Source organism: Protofrankia sp. CiT1 (genome assembly GCF_917627335.1).
Lineage (GTDB): Bacteria > Actinomycetota > Actinomycetes > Frankiales > Frankiaceae > Protofrankia.
In genome coordinates, this window is sequence record NZ_CAKJTP010000028.1 from 12,845 (window position 1) to 31,434 (window position 18,590).

Below are 18,590 nucleotides of genomic sequence, written 5' to 3' on the forward strand. Positions count from 1 at the left end.
TTCCTAGCCTGGCAGGGTGCCGATTCCTAGCCTTCAGTGCCGCCGAGGTCTAGCATGGGAAGATGTCGATCTCCAGTACCGAAGACCCTGGGCCGGGCCGGGGCAGCGAGATACGACCCCCGTCGCCGGCGTCGTCCTCCTTCCGGCGCAACCTCCTGCCGGTACTGCTCGAGCTGATCGATTCCGAACCCGTCCTGGTCATCAACGGTGCCCGCACAGTCGGCAAGAGCACGCTGCTGCGGCGGCTCGCCCTACATCACCAGAGCGAGGTCGTCGACCTTGATGACCCCGCGACGCGGCAGGCCGTCACCGCCGACCCGACCTTCTTCGCCGCGGCGCCGTCCCCCGTTCTCGTCGACGAGTTCCAGCACGTCCCCGCGCTGCTGGACGCAATCAAGGCGGAACTGAACCGCGATCTGCGGCCCGGACGATTCGTCCTCACCGGGTCAACCCGTTATCTCACGATGCCGACGCTGTCCCAGTCCTTGGCGGGCCGCGTCCATGTCACCACCCTGTGGCCGCTGGCGCAGGCAGAGCTGGAGCGGCCGGACAGCTATTCGCTCGACGACGGCCTGCCCAGCCGCCAGCAGCAGCCCGCGACCTTCGTCGACCAGCTGATGGACGATCCGGAATCGCTGGTCGCCATCCGCTCGCCGGCGCTGTCCCGGGACGACGTGACCCGGCGCGTGCTGGCCGGGGGATTCCCGCTGGTGCTGGGGCGTCCAGAAGGCCCGGCCCGCAGCCGCTGGTTCCGGGACTACGTGCGGACAGTTATCGAACGGGACGTCCTGGAAATCCGCAGAATCAGGCAGCGTGGCCTGCTACCGCTTATTCTGCGGCAGCTCGCGGCACGTACCGGCGGGATACTCAAGGCATCGGACATCGCTCGGGCGGTCAAACAAGATCAAAATCTTGTCGGGGACTTCATCCAGCTTCTGGAAACGGTGTTCCTCGTCCATCGGCTGCCGGCATTCGGTCGAACCCTCAACAGCCGGGTCACGGCCAGTCCCAAGGTGCACCTCGTCGACTCCGGGCTGGGTGCCTACCTGCTCGGTCTCACCGAACGCCGGCTGGTCGCCCGCGACCCGGCGGCCCTCACCGAGTTCGGGCACCTGCTGGAAACGTTCGTCGTGAACGAAGTCATCAAGCAGGTGGGCTGGTCACAGACATATGTCGAACCCGCGCACTTCCGCACGAGCAGCGGGCAGGAAGTCGACCTCGTCATCGAGGCCGACGACGGACGTGTCGCGGCGGTGGAAGTCAAGGCCGGGTCCCGGGTGCCCGGCGAGGACCTGCGTGGCCTGCGGGTGCTCCGGGACAAACTCGGGTCACGCTTCGCCGGGGGCGTCGTCCTCTACCTCGGCGAGCGCAGCTATCACGCTGACGACCAGATTTCCGTGTTGCCGGTCGACCGTCTGTGGACGTGACGGTGATCTTACGGCAACCTGCCACCGACCCGGCGGACCGAAGGCGACGCGATCACGGTTTCCGTGCGCCGCCGACGGCCGGGATCCCCGGGGCACTTGTGGCATTCGCCGTGCTCGCCGGGCTGGATGCGGCGGTGGTCGTGGCGGTGTGGCCGACGCTTGCCCGGCCGCTGTGGTACGACGAGGCATGGCGGGCCTACCACATCAGCGCCTATCACATCGGTGTCGGTACCGGTTCTTTCGACACCTTGAGGACGGCCAACGCGCCGCTGTCACTCGGCTGGCTCGCGGTCGAGAAGCTGGCGGTCGCCGTCGGCGGAAACACCGAAAAGATCCTGCGGGTACCACAGATCATCTCACTGATCGCATTGTCGCTGGTCACCTATACCCTGGGCCGCTGGTGGTTGTCACGGCCCGCGGCCACGATCGTCGCCGGCCTGCTGACGATCAACGGCGGACTGCTCGTCTACGGGATGCAGGTGAAGTCCTACCTGCCGGAGGCCACCTGCGCGGTGGCCGCGGTGTACCTGTGGCTGCACGCGCGCCGTGCCGCGGACTCCGGCGGTTCGCCGTGGCGGGCGCAGCTGGGCATGGCGGGGTGCGTCGTCATGACCGTCACGTCCCTGTTCGTCCTTGTTCCCCTGCTTCTTGTGGACGTGGTGGACGCCGGCCGGGCACTGCGCGCCCACCGCCTTCGCCCGGCTCGCGTGGTCGGATCAGCCCTGGTCGGCGTTGTCGGATCCCTCCATCTCGCGCTGTTCGTCCTGCCGCAGAGCTATCTGACCACGAATCCGTACTGGCGGAATTTCTTCATCACCCGGGACAACGCAGTCGCCCAGCTGCGGAGCGCCGGATGGGAGTTACCACGCGACGCGTTCACGGCGGCGATGACCCGTCCGGACGGGCAGTTCGGCTCGCCGTTCACAGGGTCACCGCTGCTTACCGATCCCGACCACCGGCTGCATGTCTGCGTAGTCGCGGGGGCGCTCCTGTGCTGGACGATCGGGGTGTACGCCGCGGCGCGGGACCGGGCGGGCCGGGCGCTGCTGGTCACCCTCGGCGGAGCGCTACTGCTGATCGCGGTGGCCGCGGCACGGGGACAGTGGCCGATCGGATTCGTCCGGGCCAACCTGTTCATCCTGCCGTTGCTGTACGTGATCGCAGGTATCGGCGCGTCAGCCCTGATCAGCCTCGCCTGGTCACGCATCCGCCAGGCCGGCCGGCCCCGGCGGTGGTGGCGGCCGGTCGTGGTGATCCCCGCCGCGACCGTCCTGCTGGCGACGGCGATGACCGCCACCCTGGCCGTCACGGCGGTGAGCGCCCAGCGGATCCGCCAGATCCGAGCCAGCGCGGACAGCCCCCTGCTGCTGGGGGACATGCGGGAGCTGGTCGCCACCGGCGAACGGACCGCCAGGCCGGGAGACGTCCAGATCGTGATCCCCGGGCGATGGGATGAAAGGCAGTGGTACAAGGCTCAGCAGTACTACGTGTCGTACTACGACGGTTATCCGGCGCCCACCGCGCCGACGACGCCGGTCACCGAGATGAACACCCTGGTCCTGCCCCCGCTGGGCTGGGCCGCCTCGATACCTCCCTTCCTCGCCGCGCGTCCGGACGCCGGTGCGCTGTACCTGGTCACCTACAACCTGGTCTTCCCGGACAGCCTCCGCACCCTTGACAGCACACTCGCCGGGCTCGGTTGGTGCCCGGACAGCTCCGGTCGGCGGTCCTGGCCGCTGACCGGCCAGATCACCCGCTTCGTCCGCTGCCCACTGTCCACGGCCGGACCCGCGGCGTGAAGCCCGCCAGGTGTTCCGGCGCTACCGGAGCGCATTATCGATCTTTGTGCTGGCATCCAGCAGGGCCGCCTGCGGGTCCGCTCCCTGGCTGAGAACGCTCTGGACGGAGGAGTAGACCGCCTGGCTGATGGCGGGGTAGGCGGGCCAGCCGGCGGGACGGGACACAACCCTGGCCTGCAGCCCGGCTACTACCGCGTCATCACGAGTTTCCGGGGGTGCGTTGCGTGCTTCGTCGCGTACCTGCCGGTTGACGGGGATCTGGGAGAGATTGAGGAGAATGCGCTGCGCATGGACGTCGGTCAGCCAGCGAATGAAAATTTCGACAGCGTCGAGGTTGCGGGTGCGCGGGTTGACGTAGAGGCTCCAGCCGCCGGTGGTGGAAAATCCCTGACCGGCCTGCCCGGTGAACGTCGGCAGCGGTGCCACGCCCACCTTTCCCTTTTCCTTCAGAGCGCCCATCCTGGCCAGCACGCCGCTCCAGCCGCGGAGAAACATCGCCTGGCCGGACGCGAAGAGCTGGGTGGTGTCGGGCTCCTGGTAACTCGTCGCCTGCGACGGCGTGATCCCCTGTTGGATGAGGTCCCGCAGGAACCTCAGCGCCTGTAGCGCCTGCGGGGAGTTCAGGGCCGCGTGCGGTCCGGCCGGGTCCAGTGTGCTGCCCCCGGCATCGGCCAGCATCTCCGTCCAGACACAGGTGAGGCCCTCGTAGGCGGCACCCTGCCAGAGGTAGCCATAGGGGGTGCTGTCTTTGTTCCGGTCGGCGGCATCCTTTTCAAGTTCCTCCCAGGTTGTCGGTGGTGTCACCAGATCCTTCCGGTAGAACAGCATTCCCTGATCCTGGAAAAGCGGCACAGCGAAGATTTTGTGCTGGTAACGGGCCGCCGCAAGCAGGCCGGGATCGATACGTTCCCAAAACGCCCGGTCGAACATGTCGTCGAGGCTACGGGCAATGTTCTGGTGAGCGAACTCCGCCGGCCAGATGACGTCTCCCATGTAGACGTCCGGACCGTCCGGCCCGCGCAGCCGCTGGAGCAGGTCGGCTCGGTTGACGTCGGTGTCCACCGTGCCGAATTCGATGTTCACTTTGATCGACGGGTAGGCGTTCTCGAATGCGTCGACAAGAATCCGGCGATAGTCGTTCTGGTGCTGGTCGACCGAACCCGCATACCAGGTGATCGTCGTGGGCCCACCGCCATCCATACCCGGTCGGGGGCCACGTGATGAGCACGCCGATCCGGCGAGCAGAACGGCCACGGCCACAAGCAATATCCGGGCACGCGCCGGCCGGCACCGCTTCATGCTGATCGACATACGCCACCCTTCCTATGATCAACGACATACCTGCCGGTAGGGCATACCGGGAACGATCACCGACCAGTCCGCGGGGGCGATGGCGGGCAGCGGCCCGGCGCACAGCCGTGCCCGGACCCGGGCCGGGTCGGTGTCCCACAGGACGGGGGTGCCGTCCTGGTCCGCGGTGGCAAACGTGCGGCCGTCACCGTCGGGCCGGAAAGCCACCGCCATGGTTCCTACGGGGCCGGTCAGCGTGGCGACAGCGGTCCGGCTGGGCAGGTCCCACAGATGGATGAGCCCATCGACGCCCACGGCAGCCAGCAGCGTTCCGTCACGGTTGATCGATAACGCGGCGATCGGCTGGTTGTTGGTGCCGGGAAGGGTCGCGACAGGGACGCGGGCACGCACGTCCCACAGCTCCACGGTGCCGTCATCACTCCCGCTGGCGAGCGTGCGCCCGTCCGGTGTGAACGCCAACGCCTCGACCGGCGCCTGGACGCCCCTGGGGTAGAAGACACGTGGCTGGCTGTCTTCCGTTGTCAACGCGCTGTCTCCCGCTGCCGACGCTCCGTCTTTCGTTGTCAACACGGCGATCACACCGTCATCGCCGCCGGTCGCCACCGACATCCGCCCATCCGCTCCGGTATGGACGGCGGCCGCGTTGACAGCCCCCGCGTGCATGGATCTCAGCTCTTTGACGACCGTCTTTCTCGCGGCGTCCACCATGACGACGCGGTTCACCCCGACGTCGTTCGCCCCAGCGGGCACCACGAGGATTCCGGTGCCGCTGAAGGCCACGGCCCGCACCGGGCGGATGGGTACGCCGGGCATCGGATCGGTCGGGCCGGTGGTACCGCCGGCGGGCGGGCCCAGGTCCCACTTCCCCACAGTGTCGCCGGAGGTCGGCGCGGCCAGCACCGTGCCAGCCGCATTGAACGCCATCCCGAAGGCCGTACCGGGGCCGTGCCCCGGTGGGCTGTGCGTCCCCCGCAGCTCCGCACGGAACACCGGCTCCGAGCCGCCCTCCGCCGTGTCCCACAGCAGCGGGATGTGATCCCTGCCGGCCGTGGCCAGGACACCGCCCGGCCCGAACGTGGCCGCGCCGAAGACCTCCGGAAGGCCGCTGTCCGCAGGCCCGGAGACGGTCCACAGCCTTACCAGGCTGTCAGCTCCGGCTCCAGCGAGCGTGTGGCCGTCAGGGCCGAAGGCCACGGCCAGGACGTCGCCAACAGGTCCGGTCAGCGCGGTCAGCAGGGTCAGTGGAGCCAGATTCCACAGCCGGACCGACGCACCGCCACCACCGGTGGCGAGCCTGTTTCCGTCCGTGCTGAACGCGAGCGTCTGGACAGCGCCGTCAGACTCGGTGACCTTGGCCACCGGGGTGTGAGACACGCTGTCCCACACCGTCACCACCCCGATGTCGCTCCCAGTCACCAAATGGCCACCATCGGGACTGTAGGCTATCGACCGCACCGATCCGGCGTCGCCCGCAGGCCCGCTCGCTCGTGCCGGACAGCAGATCCCAGAAGGTCACGGTGCCGTCCGAGCCCGCGGCCGCGACGCTCCGGTTGTCCGGCGCGACCGCAACGACACCGTTGAGCAGCGCCGAGCCGGACAGCGTCCTTTCCCGCTTCCCCGAGGAGACGGTCCACACACTCACACCGGCGGAGTCGGCGGCGACAAGAGCGTGGCTGTCGGCGGTGAACGCGATGCCGTTCGGGCCGACCGCGTCCTGAAGCGTCGCGGTGCGCTGCCACGTCTGGGTGTTCCACAGCCAGATGCCGTCGGGGCCGGCCCCCGCGAGTACGTTCCCGTCCGGGCTGAAAGCCACCGCGTAGACGGCGCCTCCCGTCGCGCTGATGCATCTGATCATCTTCCGGTCGGGCATGGCCCACAGGCAGATCTCACCGTCGTGCTCGGCCGTGGCCAGCATGGCACCACCAGCGCGGAAGGCGAGCCCGTGCACCGTTCCTCCGGGCGGTGCCAGCGTTGTACCGCTGTAGCCGGCCTGCGCTGACAGCAGGCTGCCGCGGGCCTCCGGCAGCCCCGGATCGATGGTGTACGCCTCGATGCTGAGCTGGAGCGCGGTAACCGGGTCCCGGGTGCGCAGCTGGTCGGCCTGGGTGATGAGCGCACGGGCGACGGCGAGCTTCTGCTGGCGAAGCGCCTCGTGCCGCTGCCTGCTGGCGTCGATCCACTGATAGGTGGCGATGAGACCGCCGACGGTGACGAGAAGCATGAGCGTGACCAGTACCGCGCCAGCACGCCGACGGCGGTTTCGGCCCTGGCGGCGGCTGGAGGCGAGAAACGCGCGGACGGTCGCGGTGATCTCGTGCGTATCCAGCATGGCCTCGGCGTCGGATGCCCGGGGGAGACTCCACAGGTGGCTCGCGGGCTCTCCTTCCCGCCGCCATTCCTCGGCGGCGGCGCGTGCCTGCGCGGCCTGCCGCAGTCGGTCGGTCGCGGTGGCGACGGCATTGGCGAGGGGCGCCCAGGCGGTGAGAATCTTCTCATGGGCAAGGTCGATGGCCTGCCGGCTGGCCTCGCCGCGGGTATCGTCCGCGTGGATGGTGAGCAGCCGGCGCTCGACGAACGCGTTCAGCTCGGTCCGGACCTGCTCAGGCAGCTCGTCAAGGTAGGCGCGGCAGCGGCTGGCCTGACTGTTCGCATCGACGGTGACCAGCCGCGCCAGCCAGCCAGCACCTCGGCCTCGCCGCGTCCGGTGGCAGTGGTAGCCGCGGCCAGGGCCGCGTCGGCCTGCCGCGCGAGAGCTCCTTGCACACCGCCGAGACGGTCGTACAGGTCGCCGGACAGGGCTCCGCCCCGCTTGACCCCCTCAGCCAGTTCAGCCAGGACGAAGGCAAGCAGGGGAAGCGCCTCCCCGCTGCCGGTGTCGGCGACCAGGCGTCTGCACAGGTCCTCGTCAACGGTGATACCGGCCCGGCGCGCCGGCCCGGTGATGACCCATTGCAGCATCTCCGGTCCCAGTGGCGTGACCAGGAACGGATCCCCGATGGGCAGGCCGATGTCGTCCGCGAGACTCATCAGCCGGTCGAGATAGTCCGACCGGACGGTCGCCACGGCGCGTACTGGGCCTCCGGTGGCCTCCAGCAACACCGTCACGAACCGTCGGCATTCGGTGTCGGCGGTACGGGTCAGGAGCTCTTCCGCCTGATCCACAACAATCAGGAGATAACGGGCCGACCCCGCGGCGAGGAGATCGGCAACCAGGCGGGTGATGCCTCCTGGCCGGTCGACGGTGTCAGCGACCTGGCTGGCCGTCCAGAGCAGGCCACGCGCGCGACCGGCGGACGTCAACAGCCGAACCAGTTCCACGCCCGGATCAGTGTTCGGGCTGGCCGCCGGCACCAGCGGCGCCAGCACCAGCCAGTCCGGATCGGCATCCAGCAACGGCGCCAGCCCGGCCCGGACCAGTGACGACTTCCCGCACCCCGAGGGGCCGACAACGGGCAGCAAACCCCCACCCGCGGAATCAGCCGGCGCGCGTAATCGTCCGGCGAGCCGGCGGCTCTCCGCCGTGCGGCCAAAGAACATCCGCACCTGCCCCGCGGTGAACGCAGCCAGCCCCGGATACACCACCTGCTCGGCCGACGTGGCGACACCGGCCCCATCCATCCGGCGTAACGCTTCCAGCAGCCGCGCGCGGGCAGTCGTCCCGTCGTCCTCCAGCACGGCTTGTTGGGTGATGGCGCTCGATAGCAGGGGGCTCGACACGGCCGGCTCGGCCAACAGCGGCAGAATCCGCAAACCGGTCACCAACGCGGCCCCGATCTCCGCCGCGCACCACTCCGACTCGCGAAACTCCTGGGTCACGACCGCGAGGAGCGCATCGGCGTTGAACAGTTCGTCGAGCAGCCGCTGCCGCCAGGCATCACCAGTGGCCATCCCGAATTCGGGATCCCCACTGAGGAATATCTCGTGCCCCTCCTGCCGCAGCCAGCCGGCGACCGAGGACGCAACAGTGGAATCTGCGCTGGCATGGCTGATGAACACTTGCGCCACCACTCACCCCCAGCATCACAGGCATCAGCATCATGTCACACAACCCCGACGGCGTAGAGCGCCTGGCAATATAGGGGTGTAGATCAAAAAACGGGATTGGGATGCGCCGCACCCCTATTACCGATCGCTCGTCGTCGAACGTGTCGGTCATCCGACACATTCTGAACCGACTGGCCTGGAGACAGGAACGTACGGCCGGTTCCGGTAGGCCCAGGCGCCAGTTCTCGGGCCGGGAAATACCGCCTCCGCTCTCCGCGGACGGCCGAAAGAACCGCCTTCCGCCAGTCAACGGATCCAGCCACCTGGCACACACGGCGCAGGCGGACAACAGGCGCGGAACAGCCTCCGCGTATACGCCCAATCATGCGGCCACCAGGCCACCGACGACGGGCAGCGCGAACGTCGGCGAACCGGACCGGCCCCCGTGGACCGCATGCCTGCGCGCCACGCCGGTCCGGTGGGAGACGGCGTGGCATGCGCTGCTGCCGCCAGCAGCGGCCAGCGGTCGGATCAGCTCAGGGCGTCCGGCTCAAGCTTGGTGAACAGCGCACCGGACCAGCTCAGGGTGGTGCCAGCCGGTACCGGTTGCCGTTCCCAGCGGTCCAGGCTGATGCCGAGCACCTCCGCAAGCCGAAGGCAGGTGAACGGCAGGAAAGGCGCGAGCGCGGTCGTGATTCCGGAGATCGCCTGAATCGACACGGCCAGGCTGTGCCCGGCCCGGTCTGGATCAACCTTGACCGTCTTCCACGGCTCCTCGCGGTAGAGGTAGGCGTTCACCTCGCCGGAGATGTCCATGGCGGCCCGCAGCGCCGCCCTCAGTTCCACGCGTTCGATCAGCTCGCCGACGCGGGCCAGGCCCGCGTCCACCGAGGCAATCAGCTCGGCGTGCACGCCGTCGAGCTCGCCGGCTGCCGGCAGCCGGCCGTCGAAACGCTTGCCGATCTGGGCCATCACCCGGTTGACGAGATTGCCCCAGTTCGCGATCAGCTCGTCGTTGATCCGCCGAATGATGTCCGCGTCCGTGATCTCGGTGTCGTTCTGTTCGGGCAGCACCGTCGCCAACGAGTAACGCAGCGCGTCCGGCTGGAGCCGATCGAGGTACTCGCGGACCCCACGCCCGATCCCGGCGGACTTCGACGCCTTCGCGCCACCGAACGTCACGTACTGGTTTGCCGGGACGTCGGTCGGCAGGTCCAGCCCACCGTAGCCGATCAGCATCGCGGGCCAGATCACCGTGTGGAACGGAATGTTGTCCTTGCCGACAAAGTAGTAACTGACCGCGTCCGGATTCTGCCACCAGTCACGCCAGGCCTGCGGGTCGCCCGTCCGGGCCGCCCACTCCCGGCTCGCCGACAGATAGCCGATGACCGCCTCGAACCAGACATAGATGCGCTTGCCCGGACCGAGCTCGTCCGTGGGCAGCGGCACACCCCAGTCAAGATCCCGGGTGATCGCCCGGTCGTGCAGACCGTCCTTGACGAACTGCAACGACCAGTTCATGACATGCCGGCGCCAGCCCTGGCGCGTTTCCAGCCACGCCAGCAGGTCATCGGCAAGGGACGACAGCCGCAGGAAGAAGTGTGTGGTGGCCCGCTTCTCCGGGAGCGCACCAGTGATCTTGCTGCGCGGATCCAGCAGGATGTCGGGGTCAAGCGTGCGGCCGCAGTTCTCGCACTGGTCACCACGAGCCTCGCCGTAGGCGCAGAAAGGGCAGCTGCCGACCACATACCGATCCGGCAGGAACCGACCAGCCTGCGGATCGAAGAACTGGACGGTCTCCCGCGGCGTGATGTAGCCCGCCTCGCGGAGCCGGGTGAACACCTCCTGGACAACCTCACGATGGTTGTCGGTCATCGTCGACGTGAACAGGTCGAAGCTGATCCCGAGATCATCCCAGATACGCAGGAACTCCGGATGGTAACGATTGACGATCTCGGCCGGCGACACGCCATCAGCATCGGCACGGACAGTGATCGGCGTACCGTGGGTGTCGCTCCCGGACACCATGAGGACCCGGTTTCCCGCCATCCGGTGATAGCGCGCGAAAATGTCAGCCGGCAGGTAGGCACCGGCGATGTGCCCCAGATGGGGCATGCCGTTGGCATATGGCCACGCCACCGCGACCAGGACAGGTCGGCCCTGCCCCGCGGGGGCGATCAAGCTGCTGGTCTTGGTGGTCACGCCCCAACGGTAGCGTCCCGGACCAAAGAACCGGATCCCGCGCCTGTCCGAGCCCGCCGACGCCCGTGAAACGCCCGGCTACCCGCGCAGGGCGTCACCGGACTCGGCGAACGCGGCGGCCAGCGCAACCCGCCACGGACGCGGCGGCGTCAAGCCCGCGTCCGTCCATGAGCAGGACGACAACACCGAGTAGGACGGGCGCGGAGCCGGCCGGGGGAACGCGCCCGTCGTCGTCGGCCTGACCTTCGCGGGGTCCAGCCCGAGTTCGGAGACGACCGCCCGAGCCAATCCGTACCAGGTCGTGTCGCCGCCGCCGGTGCAATGATAGATCCCCGGCCTGGCCCCGGATGCCGCAAGCTCGATCAGCCCCGCGGCGAGATCCACCGTCCAGGTCGGTGACCCGCGCTGGTCATCGACCACAGCCAGGGTGTCGCGCTCACGGGCGAGCTTCGCGATCGTCCGGACGAAGTTACGCCCGGACGCGCCGTAGACCCATGCCGTCCGCACGACGTAGGCGGCCGGGCACAGTTCCAGCACGGCCTGCTCGCCGGCGAGTTTGGTCCGCCCGTATGCCGAGCGCGGCGCGACCGGGTCATGGGTCTCGTAGGGCTTGTCCGCCATGCCGTCGAAGACGTAGTCGGTGGAGATATGCATCATGGTCGCGCCGGCCTCGGCACAGGCGACCGCCAGCCGCGCCGGAGCGGCGGCGTTGGCGGCATAAGCACCCGCCTCGTCGGCCTCGGCACCGTCGACGTCCGTCCAGGCCGCCGCGTTGATCACCACGAGACCGCCCTGGACCTTCGCGGGCCGAGCCTGGTCCGCGACGACCGCCCGGACCCGGGCCGCATCGGTGATGTCGAGCTCACCACGGGTGAGACCCGCCCAGGCCTGGACCCGCTCATCGGCCTCCAGTAACCGGCAGAGATCCGCTCCGAGCTGACCGCCGGCTCCCGTCACCATCACACGCACCAGGCAAGTGTGGCAGACCTCGCCGGCCGGTCACCGCCGGCCCGCATGCTCGCCCGATCCCGCGCGCCCACCCGGCATGAACGAACCGCTATGCATGAACCGGCATGCATGAACCGGCATGCATGAACCGGCATGGACGCGATCCTCTCAGAGCGGGTGTGAGATCGGGCTTTCGATCAGCGAGCCGGAATGACGATCTCACACGCGCTCTCAGTGCGGCCGGGACATCATGGCTGGCCAAAATATTACGATCATGATGTCGGGGCGACTGAGACCCGGGAGTGGTCGCCGAGCATGAGCCGGTGTGCCCGCGGACGGGCATCCGACGGAACGACTTCGACATCCCGGCCGATCAGCGAGTCCTCAATGCGCCCGATGCCACGAATCGTCGCCCGTTCCAGCACGATCGAGTACTCGATCTCGGTGTTTTCGATCGCGCACGAATAGTAGATCGAGGTAAAGGGACCGACGTAGGAGTCGACAAGCGTGGTGCCGCGGCCAATGATCGCCGGTCCGCGCACGGTGGACCGCACCAGCGACGCGCCCTCCTCGATCACGACCCGGCCCACTATCGTGCTGTCCTCGTCGACCATGCCGCGCACATCCGGCTCAAGGGACTCCAGCAGGTGGCGGTTGGTCTCCAACATGTCGTCAAGCCGCCCGGTGTCCTTCCAGTACCCCTCGACCAGGTGCGGCGCGACCTCGTGGCCCCGGTCCACCAACCATTGAATCGCCTCGGTGATCTCCAGCTCGCCTCGACCGGACGGCTTGATCGCCCGCACCGCGTCGTGGACGGCCGTCCCGAAGAGGTAAACCCCGACGAGCGCCAGGTCGCTCGGCGGCTCCACCGGCTTCTCGACGAGGCGGATCACGCGGCCCTGGGGACCGAGCTCCGCCACACCGAACGCGGACGGGTTGGAGACCTTGGTCAGCAAAATCAGCGCATCTGGCCCGCTGCGCCTGAACTCCGCCACAAACCCGGCGATACCACCAATGATCAGGTTGTCACCGAGATACATCACGAACGGCTCGTCCGCAAGAAAGTCGCGCGCGACGAGGACGGCGTGCGCAAGACCCAGCGGTGCCTCCTGACGAATGTAGGTGACTTTGATACCCAGCGCGGAACCATCACCGACGGCGGCCTCGATCTCCGCCGCGGTATCTCCCACGATGATCCCGACTTCGGTGATACCCGCCTCGGCGATCGCCTCCAGCCCGTAGAAAAGGACTGGTTTGTTGGCCACCGGCACGAGCTGCTTGGCTGACGTGTGGGTGATCGGGCGCAACCGCGTTCCAGAACCACCCGCGAGAACAAGAGCTTTCATGATCCGAACCTTACCGCGCGCCCCGCGGCGGCCGGAAAGGCAGCCGAACCACCGTGGATGGCCGGGCCGCCGGCTCCCGCCGAGCTCCCCGAACGCATGAAAAGGGACATGATCGCACCGCCTTTGGTTACTTTTGGCCGCCCCGCCATATGGCTCGCCCATATGGCGGGGCACCACTGCGCGCATGCGTCACGCGCCTGGCGGGTACCTTCAAGCGACCAGGACCACGCATGGCCACGGCACGGCTGACGCCCGTCATGAGGTCGGCGGCAGCGAATGCGTCCGCGCTCGCCGGGCGGCACCGACCGACAGCTGAACGACGTACATGACCGTGAACCGGCACCAGGTCACGGCGGGGGCGGAGGTGCGGACACGGTGACCGCTCCACGTGACGTCCAGGCGGGCCCACCAGCCGGTCCGCCGCCGTCCACCCACCAGCCAGCGGCGGACGAGCCAGCGGCGGACGACAGCCCACGGCAACGTTCCCTGCTCCAGAAACTGGCCCTCGCCCTCGCGGGCGTCGTGTCGCTGTCAATTCTCCTGGTGAGCAGCGCCGGTTACATCACCTATCGCTATCTCAACGCTCAGATCACCAGGGTGACCCTCGGCCTTGACGACGACGAGGCCCGGCCACCGCGGGCCGCCCCGGGGACTGAGAACTTCCTGCTGGTCGGATCCGACAGCAGAGAGGGCACCGGCAACCAGTACCAGAGCGAAGAGATCATCTCCGGGCAGCGCTCCGACACGACCATGCTTGCGCACCTCGACGCCAACGGGACAACCACATTGGTGTCATTTCCCCGGGACACACTCGTCACTATTCCCGGACACGGGCGTAACAAGCTGAACGCGGCGATCACAATCGGCGGACCGCCATTGCTGATCAGGACACTCGAAAACCTCACCAACATCAAAATCGACCATTTCGTGTCGATCGACCTCGCCGGATTCAAGGCCATGACGGACGCCATCGGTGGCGTCACCGTCTGCGTACAGCCGTTGCCGGATGGCAGTACCTCGAACCTGCACGACGAGTGGTCCCAGTGGCATGGTGTCGTGGGCGAGAACCATCTCAACGGCGAGCAGGCCCTGTCCTTCGTCCGGCAGCGCTATGGTCTGCCCGACGGGGATTTCGACCGGATCAGGCGTCAGCAGCAGTTCATCAGCACCGTCTTCCAGAAGGCGACCAGCAGCGGCGTGCTTGCCAATCCGGCGAAGCTGGAAAGCCTGCTCGCGTCCGCGACGGGAGCGCTGACCGTCGATGACCACACCAGCATGAGCGACCTGCGCAACCTCGCGACCAGGCTGCGCGACATGTCCGCCGACGCGATCACTTTCGAGACGATTCCTGTCCGGGAGCCCGCCCAGGCCGATGGCGCGAACGCCGCTGGTGAGCTCCGGCGCTACGGCTCTGTCCAGCTCTACGACCCGGAGCAGCTCGCGGCGTTCCTGGCCCCGCTGCGTGGACGCGGCGGCCCGGCACCGAACCCCGCTGAGACCCCGGGAGCGCCGAGTACGCCCGCGCCGCCGGAGCCGGTGGCCCTCCCACCGGCATCGGTCACCGTCGACATCCTCAACGGCACCACGACCAGCGGGCTCGCGATCAGCACAGCGAGAGAGCTCACGGCGGCCGGGTTCCGAGTCGCGACCGTCGGACGTGCCGGCAGGCACACGGCGACCTCGCTGGTGCGCTACGGCCCGGCCGGGCTCGCGGCGGCACGTACGCTGGGCATCGCCGTCCCCGGAGTGGAGCTGCGCGCGGACCGGTCCGCGGGCAGGCACGTCACGCTGGTGATCGGCGCCGACTTCCACGGCATCGACGCACGGGCGGTGGCATCCGCCCAGACGGCGGCAGACAACCCGGCACCGGGCGGGACAGGCACCGGGAACAGCGTCCCAACGGCGGGCCCGACCCCTGCGGCGCCCGCGGCGCCTGCGCTGACCGCCACCGAGCTGACCACCCGCTGCACATTTTAGAGCGCCCGAGAATAGGACTGTCCGGCTCGCGGCTCCCCGCATCCCGCCCGGCCGCGTTGTCGTCGGTCGGCGCCCAACACCGCCGGTGGCTCCCTCCGCCGCCTCGCGACGCACGCACCCCAGCCCCGCCCTTTGACCCACACCCCTATTGCCGGACGATCTCAAACACGCTCTCAGCGGTCGCCGGAGATATCCGGATCACAGTTCTCCACGCAGGTCCGGAAGCCGCCGGGACCGCCAGCCCGTGCCAGCCGCAAGCGCGCCACCAGCCGACGACCGATAGCGACGATATTCAGTAATCGCACTGTTACCATTGGTCGTTTCGTGCACCCAGTGGTGTGGTGGCGTGCGTCTCATGGCAACGTCAGACTGGGTTAAGAGCGCCCGGCAATAGGGGCGTGGATCAAGGAGCGGGGCTGGGGCACGTACATCGCAAGGCGGAGGAGGGAGTCACCCTGGTCCTTGGGGTGTCGACCGACGACAACGCAGCGAGGTGCGTGCCCCAGCCCCGCGACGCCGCGTCCCTGTTGCCGGTCGCTCTAAAAGCGCCCGGCAACAGGGCGTTCGATCAGGGAGTGGCGTCCGGGTGGATGGATCGCAAAGTGAAGGAGGGGTGCGCCCTGGTTCTGGGCGTCGACCAACGAGCCGGGGTACCCGCGCATCGCGCGGCGATGGATGGGCAGCGATGACGCGAGGTGCGCACCCCGGCCCCGCGATACCGCGCCCCCTGTTGCCGGCCGCGTTATCAAGCGCCGCACTATCAAGAACAGTGCGGGTTCGCTCGTCGACCCGGCACCGCGCGATCGCTCCGGTCAAGGAGGCTCGAGAAAGCCGGTGAGTGGCAGATCCATGCGCCGGCTGGCGTTGCCGCCAGAGCTGAGCCCACGGCGTCCGCTGAACCTGCGGCGCCGCCCAGGCCGCTCACCGCTGCGGACACTGTCCGTCAGCGCGGCGGCCGTGTTGTCCCTGGTGGTTCTCGCGGTCAGCTCTGTCGGGTGGGCGGCATACCGCTACTTCAACGATTCGGTCACCGGGGTGACCTGGTCACCCAGTGGCGAGCGGCCAGCCGAGCGACCGGGCGAAATGAATATCCTGCTTCTCGGCGACGACAGCCGAGCAGGCACCCACGGTGAGTACGGCCAGGTCGACGGAGTCCGCTCGGATACCACGATCATCGCCCATTTCGGCACGGACGGTTCGGTCACCCTGGTGTCATTTCCCCGAGACACCCTCGTCACCGTTGCCGCCGGCATCACCCAGACCCCCCGTGACGGCAAGGACAAACTCACCAACGTCCTGTCCTACGGCGGCATCGAGGGGCTCACCCGCACCCTGGAAAAACTGACCAGCCTCAAAATTGATCATTTCATCTCGATCGATCTGGCCGGATTCAAGACCATGACCGACGCGGTTGGCGGGGTGGACGTGTGCGTCGCTCAGCTGCCCGGAGGCGGCACGACCAACCTCCACGACAACTTTTCCCAGTGGCGCGGAAAATTCGGGATCAACCATCTCAATGGCGATCAGGCCCTGGCTTTCGTCCGTACCCGCCATGCCCTGCCGGACGAGACCTACCGCGTCGCCCGCCAGCAGCAGTTCCTGTCCAAGCTCCTCGACAAGGCGACCAGCGCGGGTGTATTGACCAACCCCGTCAGGATCACACAGCTGATCGGCGCCGTCGGCGGGTCGCTCAAGGTCGACAACGACCTCACCGAGAACGGCGCCATGATCAAAATTGCCCAGCGGCTGAGCGACCTCGGCGCTGGAAAGCTCACATTCATCACCATCCCCACGCACGTGCCGCTGCGATCCGAGGGCGCCAGCGACGACCAGGGCACGATTCCCCCCCACGGCAACGTGCTGTTCTATGAGCCGGCCGGGCTCGCGCGGGTCCTCGCGCCGCTGCGGCCCGCAACCGGCGACGACACCCTCACCACCACCGGCGCTCCGGCCCTGCCGCCAAGCCAGGTGACCATCGCCGAGGTCCGCAACAGGACCGGGCGGTCGGGCCTGGCCGCGCAGACGACCACGACGCTCGGCGCGATGGGGTTCGCCGGATCGCTCAAACCCACCACCGGCGCGGCGGGGCAGGTCAGCACGGAGATCCGCTACCCGGCCGGGCAGGAGGACGCGGCACGCACACTGTCAGGCCTGATCGCCGGGTCACAGACCATCGCGGACCCGAGGATCAGCAACGGCCTTGTCGTGATACTCGGCACCTCGTTCACGGGCGTGACCGGCCCGCCGACGACACCGGCGGGATCCCCCGCGATCCCCCCGCGGACGCCCTCCGCCGCTGGCGGCGCAGCTGCCCCCGGCTCGGTTGCCCCGGGCGCCGCGGCCACGCCGGCTCCGGCGCCCGTGATCGCCCCGGCGGACACGTCCTGCACTCCGTGAGCGCGGTACACGCCGCGGATCCTGGCTCAACTAAGAGCGCCCGAGGATAGGTCGTTCGATCAGTGAGCGGCTCATCCGCGCCCGATCCGGCAAGGCGGAGGAGGGAGGCGCCCTGGTGCTGGGCGCCGACTGACGACAACGCGGCCGGGCGGGACGCGGGGAGCCGCGAGCCGGACAGTTCTATTCTCGGGTGCTCTAACGTGGACGTCCAATGACACCATCGACCTCCCCGCTGGGACGCCTGCTCGACGGCGTTGTGAGCCGTGTTCTGGATGCCCCGCTTGCCGTCATGCCACCGGACGCGCTCAGCCACACCGACACGGGCACGGGCACGACCGGCCCGGCGAACACGACCGGCACCGGGGCCGTCGACGGCCTCGCCGCGCTGCTTGCCCGCAGGCTGCGCGCTGACCCGGCACGCCCGCTGCTGACGTTCTACGACGATGCCACCGGTGAGCGGACCGAGCTGTCCGCGACCACCGTCGACAACTGGGTTGCCAAAACCGCGAACCTGCTCGTGGACACCCTCGGGATCGGTCCGGGCGACACGATCCGCATCGTGCTGCCACCGCACTGGCAGACCGCGGTGATACTCCTCGCGGCGTGGTCCTCAGGCGCGTGCGTGAGTATCGGCCGGCCGGAGCCAGCTACCGACACCCCCCCGGTGGCGATCTTCACAGCCGAAAATGATCTCGATACCCCACTCGCAACGGGCGACGAGGCCGATGTGGTCGCGCTGTCACTGCGCCCGATGGGCGGCCGGCTCCTGCGGCCCGCGCCGGGGGCGCTCGACTTCGCGGCGGAGATCCTCGCCCACGGCGACCGTTTCACGCCACCGGGGCCACCGGCGAACCAGCGGGCCCTGGTACGGATGGCCAGCTACTACGCGCGGGCCTGGGGCCTGGCCGAACGCGACCGTGTTCTGACGACGGCGGGTTACGAGACGCCCGAGGGGCTTCTCGCCGGGCTGCTGAGCCCCCTGGCCGCCGGAGCGTCGCTGGTCGTCTGTCGAAACCTTGACGACGCCCTCCTTGAGCGCCGGATCACCACCGAGCGTGTCACGGCTGTCTGCGGGCCGATGCCCAGCACCCCCACGGGCATCCGGCGGCTCAGCGTGCCGTCGCGCTGAGCCCATCCGGCGGCGGATGCCCGGCAGGAGTCTGTCCCGCAATCCTGGCTGCGGGTGGCCAGCCGTGTCC

At 68.5% G+C, this 18,590-nt stretch carries 12 protein-coding genes and 1 pseudogene; 5 read left to right on the forward strand and 8 right to left on the reverse strand.

Translation table 11 applies throughout. The annotated features are described in order from the left end of the window. The first annotated feature begins 62 nt into the window (after nt 1-62). Nucleotides 63-1,427: an ATP-binding protein gene (locus tag MJ785_RS07405; protein WP_239380243.1), complete on the forward strand. Its 1,365-nt coding sequence runs from the start codon at nt 63-65 to the stop codon at nt 1,425-1,427. Then, nucleotides 1,418-3,226: a hypothetical protein gene (locus MJ785_RS07410; RefSeq protein ID WP_239380244.1), complete on the forward strand. Its 1,809-nt coding sequence runs from the start codon at nt 1,418-1,420 to the stop codon at nt 3,224-3,226. Before MJ785_RS07405 ends, MJ785_RS07410 begins: the two co-directional genes overlap by 10 nt. Nucleotides 3,227-3,247: 21 nt before the next feature. Here MJ785_RS07410 and MJ785_RS07415 read toward each other — a convergent pair whose 3' ends face one another. The 8 genes and pseudogenes from MJ785_RS07415 to MJ785_RS07445 form a co-directional block, all read right to left on the reverse strand. Then, a complete protein-coding gene (locus tag MJ785_RS07415; RefSeq protein ID WP_239313397.1) occupies nt 3,248-4,537 on the reverse strand; it encodes an extracellular solute-binding protein in 1,290 nt (429 codons plus the stop codon). An 18-nt stretch (nt 4,538-4,555) separates the two neighbouring features. Then, nucleotides 4,556-5,992 (reverse strand): WD40 repeat domain-containing protein, encoded by a 1,437-nt coding sequence (locus MJ785_RS07420; RefSeq protein WP_370652892.1) that lies wholly within the window; start codon nt 5,990-5,992, stop codon nt 4,556-4,558. After that, on the reverse strand, nt 5,874-6,866 hold the full coding sequence (locus tag MJ785_RS07425) for a WD40 repeat domain-containing protein (protein WP_239380246.1): 993 nt from the start codon (nt 6,864-6,866) through the stop codon (nt 5,874-5,876). Before MJ785_RS07425 ends, MJ785_RS07420 begins: the two co-directional genes overlap by 119 nt. Nucleotides 6,867-6,971: 105 nt before the next feature. Next, a pseudogene (locus MJ785_RS22190) lies at nt 6,972-7,211 on the reverse strand (hypothetical protein); the annotation flags it as partial. Further along, nucleotides 7,118-8,542 carry a toll/interleukin-1 receptor domain-containing protein gene (locus tag MJ785_RS07430; RefSeq protein WP_239380247.1) on the reverse strand — a complete coding sequence of 475 codons (1,425 nt, stop codon included), beginning with the start codon at nt 8,540-8,542 and terminating at the stop codon, nt 7,118-7,120. The gene MJ785_RS07430 and the pseudogene MJ785_RS22190, both read right to left, overlap by 94 nt. Before the next feature lie 510 nt (nt 8,543-9,052). Beyond that, on the reverse strand, nt 9,053-10,723 hold the full coding sequence (metG, locus tag MJ785_RS07435; RefSeq protein WP_239345908.1) for a methionine--tRNA ligase: 1,671 nt from the start codon (nt 10,721-10,723) through the stop codon (nt 9,053-9,055). Between the two features lie 78 nt (nt 10,724-10,801). Next, on the reverse strand, nt 10,802-11,683 hold the full coding sequence (rfbD, locus tag MJ785_RS07440; protein ID WP_239345931.1) for a dTDP-4-dehydrorhamnose reductase: 882 nt from the start codon (nt 11,681-11,683) through the stop codon (nt 10,802-10,804). Nucleotides 11,684-11,943: 260 nt separating this feature from the next. After that, nucleotides 11,944-13,017, reverse strand: a complete 1,074-nt coding sequence (locus MJ785_RS07445) for a glucose-1-phosphate thymidylyltransferase (protein WP_239310760.1) — start codon at nt 13,015-13,017, stop codon at nt 11,944-11,946. Nucleotides 13,018-13,392: 375 nt separating this feature from the next. Between MJ785_RS07445 and MJ785_RS07450 the strand changes: the two genes are divergently transcribed. The 3 genes from MJ785_RS07450 to MJ785_RS07460 all read left to right on the forward strand — a co-directional run bounded on the left by MJ785_RS07450 (nt 13,393) and on the right by MJ785_RS07460 (nt 18,520). Continuing rightward, nucleotides 13,393-14,994 carry an LCP family protein gene (locus tag MJ785_RS07450; protein ID WP_239380248.1) on the forward strand — a complete coding sequence of 534 codons (1,602 nt, stop codon included), beginning with the start codon at nt 13,393-13,395 and terminating at the stop codon, nt 14,992-14,994. Between the two features lie 834 nt (nt 14,995-15,828). Then, nucleotides 15,829-17,391, forward strand: coding sequence for an LCP family protein (locus MJ785_RS07455; RefSeq protein ID WP_370652894.1), 1,563 nt, complete (start codon nt 15,829-15,831; stop codon nt 17,389-17,391). 211 nt (nt 17,392-17,602) lie between these two features. Next, nucleotides 17,603-18,520, forward strand: coding sequence for a TIGR03089 family protein (locus MJ785_RS07460; RefSeq protein WP_239310762.1), 918 nt, complete (start codon nt 17,603-17,605; stop codon nt 18,518-18,520). The last annotated feature ends 70 nt before the right edge of the window (nt 18,521-18,590 follow it).

Bases quoted from the DNA above. Each gene is read 5' to 3' on its own strand.
- MJ785_RS07405 (WP_239380243.1), top strand. From the start codon at position 63: ATGTCGATCTCCAGTACCGAAGACCCTGGGCCGGGCCGGGGCAGCGAG.
- MJ785_RS07415 (WP_239313397.1), bottom strand. From the start codon at position 4,537: ATGTCGATCAGCATGAAGCGGTGCCGGCCGGCGCGTGCCCGGATATTG.
- MJ785_RS07425 (WP_239380246.1), bottom strand. From the start codon at position 6,866: ATGCTGGATACGCACGAGATCACCGCGACCGTCCGCGCGTTTCTCGCC.
- rfbD (WP_239345931.1), bottom strand. From the start codon at position 11,683: ATGGTGACGGGAGCCGGCGGTCAGCTCGGAGCGGATCTCTGCCGGTTA.
- MJ785_RS07445 (WP_239310760.1), bottom strand. From the start codon at position 13,017: ATGAAAGCTCTTGTTCTCGCGGGTGGTTCTGGAACGCGGTTGCGCCCG.
- MJ785_RS07460 (WP_239310762.1), top strand. From the start codon at position 17,603: ATGACACCATCGACCTCCCCGCTGGGACGCCTGCTCGACGGCGTTGTG.